We start from the raw sequence: 13,603 nt of genomic DNA, 5'->3' as shown, positions 1-13,603 counted from the left end.
GAAGCGCTCGAAAACCAGTGGAGCAGCGCCACTGTGCGCCATTACCGTGCTGTCGAACCAAGTCGTCTAGGCAAGGACGTCCCGTTGTACACCGTGTGAGACCTCCCGAGTGCTGATTCGTCGCGCGTCGCGCTTGTTGCGCCGCGCTGCTTTTCGCTGCGGACTTCTCACTGAAACCGGTGTACTTCTGTGCTCGAAAACTGGGTTGTCATGCCCACCTGCCTGCCCCTCGTTCTCCGCCGTTGCCACACGTGCACGTCCGAGCGATTCCAGGCAAACGGCAAGTTCCGCGTCAACGCACATCACAAGCTCCTCGACGCCTGGCTCCTCGTACTCTGTACCGGTTGCGGGGAAACGGCGAAGCTCACGGTCCTGGAGCGGATGAATGTGCGCTCCGTACGACCTGATCTGCTGGACCGGCTGCACGACAACGACCCCGGTCTGGCAGCCGAGTTGCTCCAGGATCCGGTCGTGCGGCGTCGTAATCGCATCGCCCTCGACTGGGACGATGCCTGGCGCCTCGACACCGGCGGATCGGATCACCTGGACCGCGAGGTGATCGACGTCTCGGTCCGCTTTGCGGCGCGGATCCCTGTCCGGCCGGTGCGACTGATCACTGAAGGGTGCGGTCTTTCGCGGGCCGAGGTCGAGCGACTGATCACGGAGGGGAAGCTCGTTTCGGCAGTCCGGCTGAGCGGCAAGCTCTCCGGCGACTTCACCTTCACGCTCAAGCGCTGAGCCCTCCTCGGGACCACGGGCCTGTCCGGCAAGATCCGCCGGACAGGCCCTGGCTCACAGCTGCCTTGGGGTGTTGGGAACTGTTTCGGGGGCAGGACGTCGTACCCGTCGGATGACGCACAAGCGGAACACCCGAGGCGGAACTTCCACCGTGAGCGTCACTCTTCGTCCTCGACGGCATCCGGTCCCGCGACGGGCGCAGGCACTGACCGGGACCGCTTGCCTGGACGTTGAACTGGTGGCGGCCACCCCTGCCGTCGCCGACCAGCGGCGTGCGAAAGCACTTGAACCGCTGCAGCGGAGCCCGCTCCCGGCACCGCTGCTGCACGCCCGCACCGGCGCAGGAAGCCGCCTCTGATGACCTCGTCTTCAGCACCGCGACCACCAGGAACTGCGCCTGGTGCTCCTCCTCGCCCTGCTGGTGCGACTGTTGATCACACATGCGGGCCACGTAGACGGACGCCGCAACTCTGGGCGTAGGAGTCGCCGTCGTCAGCGCACTCGTCGGCGCCGTCGGGAATGCGGGGGCGGCTCGGTCAAGGCGCGGCTGTCCGTGGTGGGTGAAAATGCACCGGAGGCGCCTGCGGGCGGCGAGTACTCGCGCGCGTCCATGTTCTCGTCACCGTCACCGCCACCGTCCGGAACGACAATGAACAGCCCCTGGCTCGCGGCGGCTTCGACCGCCACGTAGAGATCAGCGTTCTCTCCCAGGCAGGCGCCGGTCAGGACGATGGACGGCGGTCCGGATGCCTTGGCCTGATCCACCGTCCGCTGGAGGCCCTTGATCAAATGCTTGGGCTCCGGCCACCCGGTGTGGTTCGCCACTTTGACGCCGACGCTGCTACCCGATCCGCTCGGCCGCCTTTTCGGCGATCATGATGGTGGGTGCGTTGGTGTTTCCGCTGATGACAGTCGGCATGACCGAGGCGTCGACGACACGGAGTCGCTCTACTCCGTAGACCTCCAGGTCCGAATTGACGACTGAGTCGTCCCCGGTTCCCATGGCACAGGTGCCCACCGGATGATAGGCCGTGGCACCCCACCTGCGGACGTGCTCCTCGAGCGCCACGTCGTCCATGCCGTCCAGACAGTCCAGGTCGTCACCGGCCGGCAGGTACGCCCGCGCCAGGTGTGCGGCGAACGGTGCACAGTGGGCGATGCCCATGACCGCTCTGAGCCCGGCGACCATGACCGACACATCCGCGGGTACGTCGAAGTACCGGGGATCGATCAGCGGCGGGGCCTGCGGATCAGCCGACGCGAGACGGACGGTGCCACGAGTCCGCGGGTTCATGGGATAGCAGTTCATCGTGAACACCGGCCCGTCGGGTACTTCCTCACCGCTGAGAATGAGCGCCGTAGCCCCTCCCACTAGCTGGACGTCAGGACGGCCGGTGCCGTCCGTGACGTTGAGGAACGCGCCGACCTCGCCGTAGTTGGAGGCGAAGGGCCCGTCGCCGTGGGCGCGCCACCGTTCGAGGTTGTCAGGGGTGAGCAGGTCCCGGATGATGTCAGTGGAGTTCCGGGTCTCCCACGCGACGGGAGTCATCAGATGGTCTTGCAGGTTGTGTCCGACCCCGGGCAGGGGGACGCGGACGTCTATCCCCACATCGTGCAGGTCGCCGGGATCGCCTATGCCCGACAGGAGCAGCAGCTGGGGCGAGTTGATGGATCCGCCGCAGAGCAGGATCTCCCGGTCGGCGTGGGCCGTCCGCTCCTGTCCGTCCCGGAGATAGGTGACGCCGGCCGCGCGTGATCCCTCGAATGTGATCTTTGTTGCCAGGGCGCCGGTGCGTACCGTGAGATTGGGTCGGGCAAGGGCCGGGCGCAGATAGGCGTCGGCCGCGGACCATCGTCGCCCGTGATGGCATGTCACCTGGTACAGGCCGGCGCCGACCGGGGACGCACCCGCGAAGTCGTCGTTGTGGTCGAGTCCCCATTGCACGGCGGCGTCCAGCCAGGACCGTGAGAGTTCGTGGGTGTAGACGCGGTCCTCTACGTGCAGGGGTCCGTCCGCACCGTGGTACGGCTCGCCAAGGCGGCGGTTCGACTCGGACTTCACGAAATACGGCAGGACATCGTCGTAGCCCCAGCCTTTCGCACCGTACTCGTCACGCCAGCCGTCGTAGTCGTGCCGGTTGCCCCGGGTGTAGATCATGACGTTGGTGGATGACGACCCGCCCAGTGTCTTGCCCCGAGGCCAGAAGAAGGTGCGGCCCTGCTGGGGCTGCTCGACCGTCCGATAGCTCCAGTCGGTATGCGATCCGAAGAGCATTCCGAGCGCGGCTGGGATGTGGATGAGTTCGTCTGTATCGGGGCCGCCCGCTTCGAGGAGCAGCACGCGGACGCGGTCGTCGCGGCTCAGGCGGTCCCCGAGCACACAACCGGCGCTGCCGGCGCCCACGATGATGTAATCGAATCCTTCGGTTCCGGTGGAAGTCATGCTGGCTCCCTCGCCCGCCGGATGGTCGTCGCCTGGACTCGGCCGAGCCGGGCGGCGCATGCCGGCCGTCGCATCAGGGGTGGTAGTCACATCAGGGGTGGTGGTCGCATCAGGGGTCGTGGTCGCATCAGGGGTGGTAGATCGACTGGACTTGCTGGTACGCATGAAGCCCTTCGGGCCCCAGCTCGCTGCCGAGCCCGCTGGCCTTCCTGCCTCCATAGGGGGAGGTGAGGTCGGGCAGATAGCCGTTGAGCCCGACGGTGCCGGTCCGGAAACGGCGGGCCACCTGGGCACCGTGGTCCAAGTCCGTGGTCCAGACGGTGCCGGCGAGGCCGTAGGCCGACTCGTTCGCCAGGCGCACTGCCTCGTCCTCGCCGTCGTAGGAGGTGATCGTGAGGACCGGGCCGAAGATCTCTTCCTGCGCGATGGTCGATGAGTTGTCGACGTCGGCGAATACGGTGGGTTCGACGAACCAGCCTCGATCGAGGCCGGGCGGCCGGCCTCCTCCGGTGGTGAGCCGAGCCCCTTCGTTGAGGCCGGTCTTGATGTAACCCAGCACACGTTCACGCTGGCGCTGGCTGACGAGCGGGCCGATCTGGGTGTCAGGGTCGAGTGAGTCACCGACGACGGCGTCACGGGCCATCGCCGTACAGAACTCGACCACCTCCCGATACCTGCTGCGCGAGGCCAGGATCCTGGTACTCGCGTAACAGGTCTGACCGTTGTTCAGCAGACTGGCCATGAAGAACTGCTCTGGGTTCGCGGCGAGGTCGGCGTCGTCGAGAACTACGGCGGCGGACTTTCCTCCCAGTTCCAGGGTCACCGGCCGCAGCAACTCGGCGCATGTGGCAGCCACTTGACGCCCTGCTCTGGTGGATCCGGTGAACGACACCTTGCCGATGCCAGGATGGGAGACCAGATACGCGCCGGTGTCGCGGCCGCCCGGAACGACGTTGATCACTCCGTCGGGGATACCCGCTTCCTGGACCGCCTCCGCAAGCAGCACCGAGTCGAGGACCGTCTCCGGCGCCGGCTTGAGGACGAGCACGCAACCGGCCGCCAGAGCCGGGGCCATCTTGAAGAAAGCGATGGTCTGAGGGAAGTTCCAGGTCATGATGGCGGCTACGACGCCTGCGGGTTCCCGGCGGACCAGGGTGGTGCCACGGGGCAGTCCGGTGCGCGTTTCCTCGCACGGCATGCTGTCGGCCAGACCCGCGTAGTAGCGCAACAGTGCTGACGGCACCACACCTTCGAAGGACCGGGCGACTGTGATCGGCATGCCGTTCTGTGCGCTCACGGCGGCGGACGTCGCCCCTTTCCTGGCATCGAGCGCATCCGCGAGACGGATCATGGCGGACGCGCGACGTTCCGAGCCCCAGGAGGCCCAGCCGGTCGGTGCGTCGAATGCGGCACGAGCGGCCCTGACCGCCCGGTCGATGTCGTCCCGGGAACCGTCCGGTACAGAACCGAGCTGATCGCCGGTATTCGCGGAAATGGCGTTGATGACGCGATCGCCGGACGCGTGGACCCAGCGTCCGCCGATGAACAGATGGTTGGGATTCATGGTGAACTCTCCCCTCGGCATGGCCGTGGGACCACGGCACTCCGTGGTGTTGGATACGTGGATGACCGGGGGGCACGAGGGCGCTCAGCGCGGTACGCGGACCGCTACCGGTCGTAACGTTCTTAGGCCGTGGCCCGACGCGTCGAACCTGCGGGCGGGCCACATCTGCGACGCTCCCTGCGACTGGTACCGGCCTCGCGAGGGGCGCTTTCACGGTTCACGACTGAATAAATGCGACGTTACACCCATCTGGGGTAATTCGTCACCAGATGGGTAGAATCTGGACTGAAAAACTTTGGTCGCCGCCCGATGAGGGAAGGCCGGACCGACGGCTCAAGATCTCACGCGATGCCGGTGGGCATCCAGGTCGGCAGACCGGGCCCCGGTTCGCGACAACGCACCGTGACCAGGACGCCTCAAGGAGAGGTGGCACATCATGAGGACATATGGCGGAGCGACGGCGGAACAGCGCGCTTCGCTCCGCCGTCGGCGCCTCATGGAAAGCGGTCTCGAACTTTTCTCCAGCCAGGGATACGCCCACACGTCGATCAGTGCGGTACTGCGCCACGCCGGAGTGAAGGACAGGTACTTCACGGAGAGCTTCTCATCCCTCGACGACCTCATGGCAGCGCTCATGAGAGACATCTACGAGGAACAGATCACCCGATGCGCCGAGGCGATCGGCACAGACCAGCCGCTGCGCGACCGGGCTCGAAACATGATCGACGTCATCGTCGGGCTTCCTCTGCAAGACCCGAGAAAAGGGCGCGTCAAACTCGCGGAATCCATGGGTGCAGGTCCCCTCACAGCACGCGAACGACGTCTGGGCCTGCAGCGCATGAGCGGCCTCGTGGACTCCCTCCTAAGGGAAGGGCTTCACGATCCCCGGATCGACACCGCCACCATGTCCGTGGCCGTCGTGGGCGCGGTCAGCGAGATGCTGCTGAGCTGGTTCAACGGGGTTCTGGACCTCTCGAGGGAGGAGCTGGTGGACCAAGGCCTTCTCCTCTTCGAGGCCATCACCTGCATGCCCGGCGGCACCCCGTCGGTCGCGTAGGGCATGTACGGGTCGAAAGGGATCGGAGGAGAGTTGACTTGCTCCTCGGGCTGAAGCCCGAGGATTCTGGCCGTCTCGTCCGTTGCCGTGCCGCTACGCGGCGCGGGGTTCGGGCGGGAATCCGTGGCTTCCTGTTTCTTCGCGCTGTGCCGGGACGAGTCCTGGTCTTACCGGCGCTCCGCAGGCTGTCACCGCCAGTCCGGCGGCCGTTTTGACATTCTTCGCGGCGTTGTGGTCCCGGTCGTGGACGGTGCCGCAGGCGGCACAGGTCCAGTCCCGGACGTTCAGGGGCTTGGGGCCGTCTTTGGCGCCGCAGGCCGAACAGGTCTGGGAGGTCGGCTCGAACCGGCCGGTCCTGACCAGCCTCCGCCCGTACCGGGCGGCCTTGTACTCCAGCATGTGCACGAACGCCGACCATCCGGCGTCATGGACACTCCTGGCCAGCCTGGTGCGCGCGAGTCCTTTGACCGCCAGGTCCTCCACGCCGATCGCTTGGTTGTCGCGGATCAGCTGGGTGGAGAGCTGGTGGTGGAACTCGCGGCGCGCGTCGGCCGCCTGCGCGTGGGCGCGGGCGACCTTGAGGCGGGCCTTCTCCCGGTTCTTGGATCCCTTCTGCTTGCGGGACAGCTCCCGCTGGGCCTTCTTCAGTTTCTTCTCCGCCCGGCGCAGAAACCGAGGAGAGTCGATCTTCGTCCCGTCGGAGAGGACCGCGAAGTGGGTTAGGCCCAGGTCGATGCCGACCGTCTGGCCGGTGTCGGGCATCCGGGCGGCGTCCGCGGCCGGGTCGGTGTCGATGACGAACGAGGCGAAGTACCGTCCGGCCGCGTCCTTGATCACGGTGACCGAGGAGGGCTGCGCGGGCAGGGCGCGGGACCACTTCACCTTCACCGCGCCGATCTTCGGGAGGTTCAGCCGCCCGGAAGCGGTGATCGACCAGCGGGCATTGGCCGTGAACCGGATCGACTGACGGCTGTCCTTGCGGGACTTGAAGCGGGGCGCACCGCTCTTCGTGCCCTTCCGCTCGCCCTTGAGGGAGGCGAAGAAGTTCCGGTACGCGGATTCCGCGTCACGCAGGGACTGCTGGAGCACGACCGCGGAGACCTCGCCCAGCCAGGACCGCCCGGGTGTCTGCTTGGCCTGGGTGATCAGCTTCCGGGACAGCACACCCGCCGTGGGGAAGGGTTCGCCCGTCCTGCGGGCGTCCTCGCGGGCGCGCACCACGTCGTTGAACACGACGCGGGCGCACCCGAACGCCCTGCCCAGCGCGCGGCGTTGGCCCGGTTCCGGGTACAGCCTGAAGGCGTACCGAAGCTGCATGCGGTGATCGTACGAACGAGTGCCGCCCGCTGCCAGAGGGAACGTATGTACGGTCGATACCCCTCCTTGAACCGGGGAGCGGAACGAGCCGAACGAGCCAGGCGTTGCCCGGCTTCGCCGGATCGGACCCCGTGACGCTCCGCGTCGGCCGTGGTGACGCCTGCGCTCTCCTGCTCCGCAGGACAACATCCGTGACGCTCCGCGCCACCATGACAGATTCGCCTCACCACCGGCCTGAAGGCCGATGCACTACGAATGAATCACGCTAGCGGCGGTGCCGACACTATGCAGGGTGTTGTGTCCGACGTACGTCTGTGGGCGCCCATCGCTGGTCGGCGTGCTGCTTGCCGCATCGTGCAACTGCTCCCTGCCGTGAACGGAGGGGTGCTGATAGCCGACCACTCAATTCGAGCAGAATGCCCGGACCGGGGCCATCGCGGGTCCCGCCACCTGCCACAACGCCTGTTGCTGATGGGCAGGAACGGTCGGAGCCGTGCCCACACCCCTGCTCCAGCACGTCCAAGCCCAGGCCGACATCGCGGGTGACATCGACTGAGACATCTCGGTCGACTCCCCCATCGTCCGCGCTCACCATCATGCGACCGGCGCCCGCACCGATCCGCCGCCGACCCCCGCTTCTCAAGGGGCCGGACCGGCAGAACGCCTGGACGAGTTGCCGTGGCAGAGCCTCGTGGTCCGCCTGGTGGAGGTGGTGCAGGAGGTGAGGACCTGGACCGCACGCGCGGCGGGTTCACCACCAGATTCCCTCTGAGCGCGCACGGCCACAGCCGCCCGTTGTGCCTGATCGTCACGCCAGAACACCGGGCCGACTGCACCCAGTTCAACCCGTGCTGGAGAAGATCCGCGTCCCGCGGATCGGGCCCGGCAGGCCCCGTAAGAAGGCCAACAGCCTTGCGGCGGACGAGGCTTACAGCAACGGGCTGTGCCGCGACTGCCTGCGGCGCCGGGGCATCCGGCACACGATTCCGGAAGCGACCGACAGCCAGGCTGCCGCCTGCGCATAGGTTCACGCGGCGAACGGCCGCCAGGCTTCGACGAAGAGCGGTAGGCGGATGTTGGGGTGCTGCCTCGGGCGGTGGTCCGTCCCTCGATACGACTGGCCCGTGATACGACCGGCCCTGGTGCCTTGCGTTTGATCTGCCGACCGCTGTCTGAGGCGGCGCGTGCCGCTGCCGGAACGGTGGGTGTGTCCCGGCAGGGGCCTTCGCGGGCTGTTCGTCGCGGCCACCGGCAACCAGGGACAGACCTCACCTCACCCTGCGCCCCCATGGTGCTGGGATTGCCGGGATGCGGAAGCCGACCCCTCTCACAGACTGCCGTGCGACCTGGGTGTATTCCCCTCTGTGGCTGATGGAAGCTGAGGCGGAGGGGGTAGGCGATGACAACAGCGCGGGCGAGGGCTCACAGCACGGGCGGACTGCCGCGCAAGGGCGATGCCGACCGGCGGTCGACCGGTCGGGCGCGGTTCATGGGCATGCTGCTGATCCTGCTGTCCCTGATATCGGCGGCAGGCTGCTACTTGGTGTTCTCCTGGTGGTTACCCTCCGACAGCGAGCGTTATCGGGACTACCACGCGGCCGAGGCGTGCTCCTCCCGGGCGATGGAGCGGGGGGAGACGGACTGCCTGAGTACCTGGCACCTCACGGTGGAGAAGACGGTGAACAAGACCTCGGGGAAGAACTCCTCCTACGAGGCAACCCTGACGGATCGGGACTGGCGGGGAACCGTGTCCTTCGGCGACCCGGGGCCTCTCCTGGAGCGGCTCACACCCGGCGACCAGGTCACGGCCATCGCCTGGCGCCGCGACATCGTGGTGCTCAGCAAGGACGGCGTACGGCAGAACGCCTCGGAGGCGCCCCGTGACGAGCTCCAGATGAACGCTGTCATCGGCGTGCTCGCCGCGCTCGTCGCGGCTCAGACCTTCGTGTTCGGTGCGGTGCGTTTTGTCCGGCCACGTGACTATGAGCCCTTCACGTGGAATCCGTACGGCAAGCGGCTGCTCATCGCCATCACCGCGGTCTGTTTCGGGGTGGGCCTGCCGGCGACGTGGATCGGCGTCCCATGGTGGACGGTGCCCGCCGTCGCCGTACCCCTGGTCGTGGGCGCGGCGGGGCTCATGCAGAACCGCCTACGGCCCCGAGCCGCAGGCGGAGTATGACAAGCCCCGGTGAATGTCGGTGTGCTCGTGTGAGGGACGTGACGCGCGGGGGTACTGGTCCACCTGGCAGTCGCGATCGTGCTCGGGGGCGTACCTGTCGGGGGGCCGAGCAACTGCAAAGCGCCACTCGTCCACCGGCGAGGCCCCGTAGGGGACACGTAGAAAAGCCACCACCGCTTGCGCCGCCGAGCCCCGGACCTCGCCCCGCTGTCGACCCCGGCGTCCCGGCCGGGGTCAGTAGCGAGCCGCCGCCGAGCGGGCCAGAAGCAGATGGCGCGACCGGGGCTCGGTGCGCGACAGGGCCCGCACCCGGTCCAGGACCTGCTGGTCGAAGCCGGTGGTGCGCTCGTGATGCTGCCTGAGGTGCTTGTCCCAGGTGGGCACTTCGAAGACCTCGTACAGCTTCGCCGGGTCCGACGTGTCCTGTTACAGGCGCCAGCGGGTCGCACCGGTACGGAGGCAGAAGCGGGACAGCCGCTGGGTCGCCTCCAGGAACTCGGGCAGATCCTCCGGGGCCACCTCGTAGACGATCTCCACCAGGACGGGTCCCGTGTCGCCGACGGCGTCGAAGACCAGGGCCGGCTCCGGCCAGTGGGCCGAGACGGTCCGGTCGAGCGTACCGGTGTCGGACAGCAGCGGGAGCAACGGGAGGCTCGCCGCACCCACCACCAGCAGAGAGACGGCCAGCACCAGCGTTCCCTGGGTGCCGAGCGGGCGCTCGACGAGACCCCAGAGCAGTGAGCCGAGACCCTGGCCGCCGAGGAAGACGATCAGGTAGGCCGCGCGGGCCCGGACCCAGGCGGGAAGGGTCAGTTGCATGGAGGTGTTGAGTGTCGACAGGGTGACAAGCCAGCCCGCTCCGGTGGCGACGGACACCGCGGCGACGATGGGCAGGCTCGTGGACAGAGCGGTGACCAGGGCACCAGCGCCGTAGAACAGACCTGAGAACAGCAGGAGTTGATTAGCCGTCAGTGCCTTGCGCAACCGCCCCATGCCCAGCGCTCCGCCGACCGCGCCTGCCCCGAGCGCCGCCAGCAACAGGCCGTAGCCGCCAGAGCCCTGATGCAGGTGCTCACTGGCGATCACGGGCAGCAGGGCCCACAGGACGCTGGCCGGTACGACGAACAGGGCGGCCCGCAACAGGATCCGGCGTACGCCCGGGGCATAGCGCACATAGCGGCCGCCGGCGTGCAGGGCGGCGAGGATCGTCTCGGGCGCGGTGTGTTTCTCCTCGGTCCGGCGCCAACCTCACCGGCGACCTGCGGGACGTGCCGCGCCTGCTGGACGACGCCCGCCGCGCTGCCCCCGGGCCGGGATCACTGGCCGCGGCGGTGGCCGGATCGGCCTACCTGCTCAACGGCGCCGACGACATCGACACCGCCCGCAGTCTCCTGTCCGGCGCGATCGCCCTACAGTCCGAACCATTCGACCCCGAGGACACCACTCTTACCGAAGCGCTGCACACCCTGCTCATGGTGTGCTTCTTCGGTGGCCGGCCCGGTCTGTGGTCGGTCGGCCACGTCAACGGCGCCGGCTTCCGAGCGAGACAAATAGATGAGCTGTCAACCATTTCGTTACACTCGGTCCATGAAGGAGACACAGCGCTGGCTCGACCCCGAGCAGAAGGCTGCCTGGGACAGTTTCATCCGCATGCAGGAGAAGCTCATCGGCCGGCTGTCCCGCCGGGTGCAGACCGACTCCAAGATGTCCGCCGCCGACTACATCGTGCTCGCCAAGCTCACCGAAGCCGGCGGACGGCTGCGCTTCCTGGAACTGGCCAATCTGGTGGAGTGGGAGAAGAGCCGGATGTCCCACCAGGTCACACGAATGACCAAGCGCGGACTGGTGGCCAGGGAGGAATGCCCCGACGACGGACGCGGAGCGTTCATCGTCGCCACCCCGGCCGGATACGCGGCGATCGAAGCCGCCGCCCCCCTCCATGTCGAGCACGTCCGCCGACTCTTCATCGACGCCTTGACACCAGAGGAACTCAGCACGCTCGCCCAGCTCTCGAACCGCGTGCTGGAGCACATGGAGAAGCAGCCGGACTGACCGACGGACGGACCAGAGCCGCTCGTCATCAGCGCGATCTGCCGCACAGTGAGCTTCTTCTTACCGTGCTGTCCCGTGGTGGGCGGATGAGGCAGGTGTACGTATGGTGGCCGCATGGACAGGGGCGGCGTTCCGCGCCTGCGGCTGGTCGGGATCACGGATGCGCGTGATGCGGGGCCGTCCGCGGAGTCTGGTGAACAGAGCCGGCCGCCGCGACCGCGTGCCAGCGCGGTCGCTCAACAGCGAACCTTCCCGCGCCCGCCGTTGCGGGCAGTTCAGCGGGGCTGACCCGGTCGTCGGTGCCGTCCTTCGGGAGGAGGCACTCGGAACATCGTCCGCCGTGGCCGACCGGGGACAAGGGCCCGGCCCGCCATGACCAGCCCGACGCCCAACATGGCACCCCCGCCGGCAATGCAGCCGGAAGTCCACCAGCCGATCTTCCACCCACCGGCCCAGGCCTGCACGCTCGCGGCAACGAAGGAATCCCAGCAGGCACACAACGCTGATTCAGGGCATGCCACCAACGAGAAAGCACCGGCTTATCCCCGCATGTGCCGCGAACGAGACCTCTTCGCAGCGGTCCCTGCCTGCTCACGGCGAGCTGCCCAGCGTCGGCGCAACCAGTCACCGGTCTCCCCGATTCCGACCAGGAACGCGGAGGATGCGGCGCACGCGGTGAAAGAAGCAGCCTGGTCGACGGCCTGCCCAAGGAGCCATAAAGCAAGGGCGAGCAGCAGCCACCAGACCGTGAGCGACCATGTATGCCGCCGCAAACGAGTGGGGCCGGTCATCGGGTGACCGCCCGGGTCCGCCGGGTGGCAACGATCACCACGATGCATCCCGCGAGCGCCACTACTGCCCCCAGGTCACAGGCGTTCCGTCCCTGCTTCCCGCTCACCGCGGCACTCCCTTCACGAGGGGGAAGAGCCTGCCATCTGGATCAACAGGCCACCAGGCCATTCGCTGCACCTTACGCGGCACGCGCCGGGCCTGAGTCACTCGCATTCGGCAAATCCGGGATAGCCCGGCCGATTTTGGTGGTCCAGCAATGAGTTTCGAGAGGGAGCGTGGTCGACGAGTACGCGGGAGGCCGACGAGAGGAACGATCACTGCGGTCACGGGATCAAGCCGATCGTACCCAAGGCGGCGACCGCGGCAGTGAGGCTCTCGGAATCCGGGCCGGATCGGAGCACACATCGGCTCTCGATCACAGAGAGGGTGGGGGGTGCCAGATGTGGTGGCAGCGACGCCAAGACGAGAGCCCAGCGATGCCATTGCCGACGGAGCAGTGGCCGGCGGCATGGGATGAACCTGGCCTGATGACGCCGAAGCAGCGGGTTCGGGCTGTAGTGGACGCGATCACCAACGGCAGCATCACGTTGCACTGGTAGCCAACTCCCGGGTCAGCTGCGCGTCATCGAGCGGTGTCCGGCGTAGGGGTCCTGCCTTCGGTGCGCCTTTCGGTCCCCCACCGGAGAGAACCCTCCGGCCAACGGTCCAGCACACTAGGGGAGCAACTCTTCCAGCGGGCGCTGGAGCAGGCGGGGAGGCGGCCAGGCGGCGTCCCAGTGCCAGGCCGTCCACCGGTCGGCATGCGCGAACGGCCCCGCCCGGTCCTCGATCAGGGCGAGCACCTGGGTGCGGGCGAGCTCCACTGCCTGGTGCTCGGTGTCGGAGACGATGCCCAGGCGCCGCGCGTGGGCGTACTCGTCCACGTCCTTCCACTCGATCGTGGTCAGGTCGGGGGCGATGACGAGATCCACGGCCAGGTCGAAGGTGTCGAACCCGCCCGGAGCGCGGGTTGTGGGGTGTTCGAAGTTCACGTACCAGTTCCGCAGCCGGCGCCCCTCCCCGTCGGGAACATAGAAGGCGTTGACACTGAACCAGGCCCCGGGCGGCTTCCACAGCAGCAACTCCGTGTCCTGCCACAGCCCTGGGGCTAGCTCCCACTCCCCCGTCGCCATCACATCGAACGCCTCCATGCGCGCCGAACGGTCGCCGTCACTACGGGCCCTGAGGTACGGAGACGGCCACACCACCTGGGCACCCGGGCAGCACGCGGTGACCAACGCCACGTCGGTGTCCTCGATGACGCGCAGCGCCTGCGCGCTCCACACCCGTCCGCGGTAGACGTCCCGCCGCACGACTGTCTCCCCGGCGTCGAACACCCGCACCTGGTCACCTCGTTCCCTCACCCCGACATGCTGCGCTGGGCAAGCCCACAGGAAGGCTTGCCCAGTTGCGCACGGACTC

The 13,603-nt window shown here is 67.7% G+C and carries 10 protein-coding genes and 1 pseudogene; 5 read left to right on the top strand and 6 right to left on the bottom strand.

Features of this window, described 5'->3' with window-relative positions:
• Positions 1-189: 189 nt before the first annotated feature.
• Entirely contained in the window at positions 190-738 is a 549-nt protein-coding gene (locus ACZ69M_RS39165) for a DUF1062 domain-containing protein (RefSeq protein ID WP_470057598.1), read from the top strand.
• A 492-nt stretch (positions 739-1,230) separates the two neighbouring features.
• Here the strand turns inward: ACZ69M_RS39165 and ACZ69M_RS39160 are convergent, their stop codons facing one another.
• The 3 genes from ACZ69M_RS39160 to ACZ69M_RS39150 all read right to left on the bottom strand — a co-directional run bounded on the left by ACZ69M_RS39160 (position 1,231) and on the right by ACZ69M_RS39150 (position 4,745).
• Positions 1,231-1,563, bottom strand: coding sequence for a hypothetical protein (locus ACZ69M_RS39160; protein ID WP_470057597.1), 333 nt, complete (start codon positions 1,561-1,563; stop codon positions 1,231-1,233).
• Between the two features lie 16 nt (positions 1,564-1,579).
• A complete protein-coding gene (locus tag ACZ69M_RS39155) occupies positions 1,580-3,181 on the bottom strand; it encodes a GMC family oxidoreductase (RefSeq protein ID WP_470057596.1) in 1,602 nt (533 codons plus the stop codon).
• A 127-nt stretch (positions 3,182-3,308) separates the two neighbouring features.
• Positions 3,309-4,745, bottom strand: a complete 1,437-nt coding sequence (locus ACZ69M_RS39150; protein WP_470057595.1) for an aldehyde dehydrogenase — start codon at positions 4,743-4,745, stop codon at positions 3,309-3,311.
• A 436-nt stretch (positions 4,746-5,181) separates the two neighbouring features.
• Here ACZ69M_RS39150 and ACZ69M_RS39145 point away from each other — a divergent pair, with 436 nt between their 5' ends.
• Positions 5,182-5,802: a TetR/AcrR family transcriptional regulator gene (locus tag ACZ69M_RS39145; protein ID WP_470057593.1), complete on the top strand. Its 621-nt coding sequence runs from the start codon at positions 5,182-5,184 to the stop codon at positions 5,800-5,802.
• Positions 5,803-5,895: 93 nt separating this feature from the next.
• On the opposite strand, the gene ACZ69M_RS39140 is transcribed toward ACZ69M_RS39145, so the two are convergent.
• Complete coding sequence (locus ACZ69M_RS39140) at positions 5,896-7,065, bottom strand: RNA-guided endonuclease InsQ/TnpB family protein (protein ID WP_470057713.1); 1,170 nt, start codon at positions 7,063-7,065, stop codon at positions 5,896-5,898.
• A gap of 902 nt (positions 7,066-7,967) precedes the next feature.
• Here ACZ69M_RS39140 and ACZ69M_RS39135 point away from each other — a divergent pair.
• Both ACZ69M_RS39135 and ACZ69M_RS39130 read left to right on the top strand, forming a co-directional pair.
• Positions 7,968-8,144 (top strand): hypothetical protein, encoded by a 177-nt coding sequence (locus ACZ69M_RS39135; protein ID WP_470057592.1) that lies wholly within the window; start codon positions 7,968-7,970, stop codon positions 8,142-8,144.
• 374 nt (positions 8,145-8,518) lie between these two features.
• Positions 8,519-9,298, top strand: a complete 780-nt coding sequence (locus tag ACZ69M_RS39130; protein WP_470057590.1) for a hypothetical protein — start codon at positions 8,519-8,521, stop codon at positions 9,296-9,298.
• A 234-nt stretch (positions 9,299-9,532) separates the two neighbouring features.
• On the opposite strand, the pseudogene ACZ69M_RS39125 reads toward ACZ69M_RS39130, so the two are convergent.
• Positions 9,533-10,531 (bottom strand): annotated as a pseudogene (locus ACZ69M_RS39125) (MFS transporter); the annotation flags it as partial.
• Positions 10,532-10,885: 354 nt separating this feature from the next.
• On the opposite strand from ACZ69M_RS39125, the gene ACZ69M_RS39120 reads away from it, so the two are divergent.
• Positions 10,886-11,350: a MarR family winged helix-turn-helix transcriptional regulator gene (locus ACZ69M_RS39120; protein ID WP_470057588.1), complete on the top strand. Its 465-nt coding sequence runs from the start codon at positions 10,886-10,888 to the stop codon at positions 11,348-11,350.
• A 1,505-nt stretch (positions 11,351-12,855) separates the two neighbouring features.
• On the opposite strand, the gene ACZ69M_RS39115 is transcribed toward ACZ69M_RS39120, so the two are convergent.
• Positions 12,856-13,545, bottom strand: a complete 690-nt coding sequence (locus ACZ69M_RS39115; RefSeq protein ID WP_470057586.1) for a ribonuclease FAU-1 family protein — start codon at positions 13,543-13,545, stop codon at positions 12,856-12,858.
• Positions 13,546-13,603 lie beyond the last annotated feature (58 nt).

Source organism: Streptomyces sp. NPDC107454, from assembly GCF_055582885.1.
This window is presented reverse-complemented; position numbering and strand designations above follow the sequence as displayed.

Bases quoted from the DNA above. Each gene is read 5' to 3' on its own strand.
- ACZ69M_RS39130 (WP_470057590.1), top strand. From the start codon at position 8,519: ATGACAACAGCGCGGGCGAGGGCTCACAGCACGGGCGGACTGCCGCGC.
- ACZ69M_RS39120 (WP_470057588.1), top strand. From the start codon at position 10,886: ATGAAGGAGACACAGCGCTGGCTCGACCCCGAGCAGAAGGCTGCCTGG.
- ACZ69M_RS39145 (WP_470057593.1), top strand. From the start codon at position 5,182: ATGAGGACATATGGCGGAGCGACGGCGGAACAGCGCGCTTCGCTCCGC.
- ACZ69M_RS39150 (WP_470057595.1), bottom strand. From the start codon at position 4,745: ATGAATCCCAACCATCTGTTCATCGGCGGACGCTGGGTCCACGCGTCC.
- ACZ69M_RS39155 (WP_470057596.1), bottom strand. From the start codon at position 3,181: ATGACTTCCACCGGAACCGAAGGATTCGATTACATCATCGTGGGCGCC.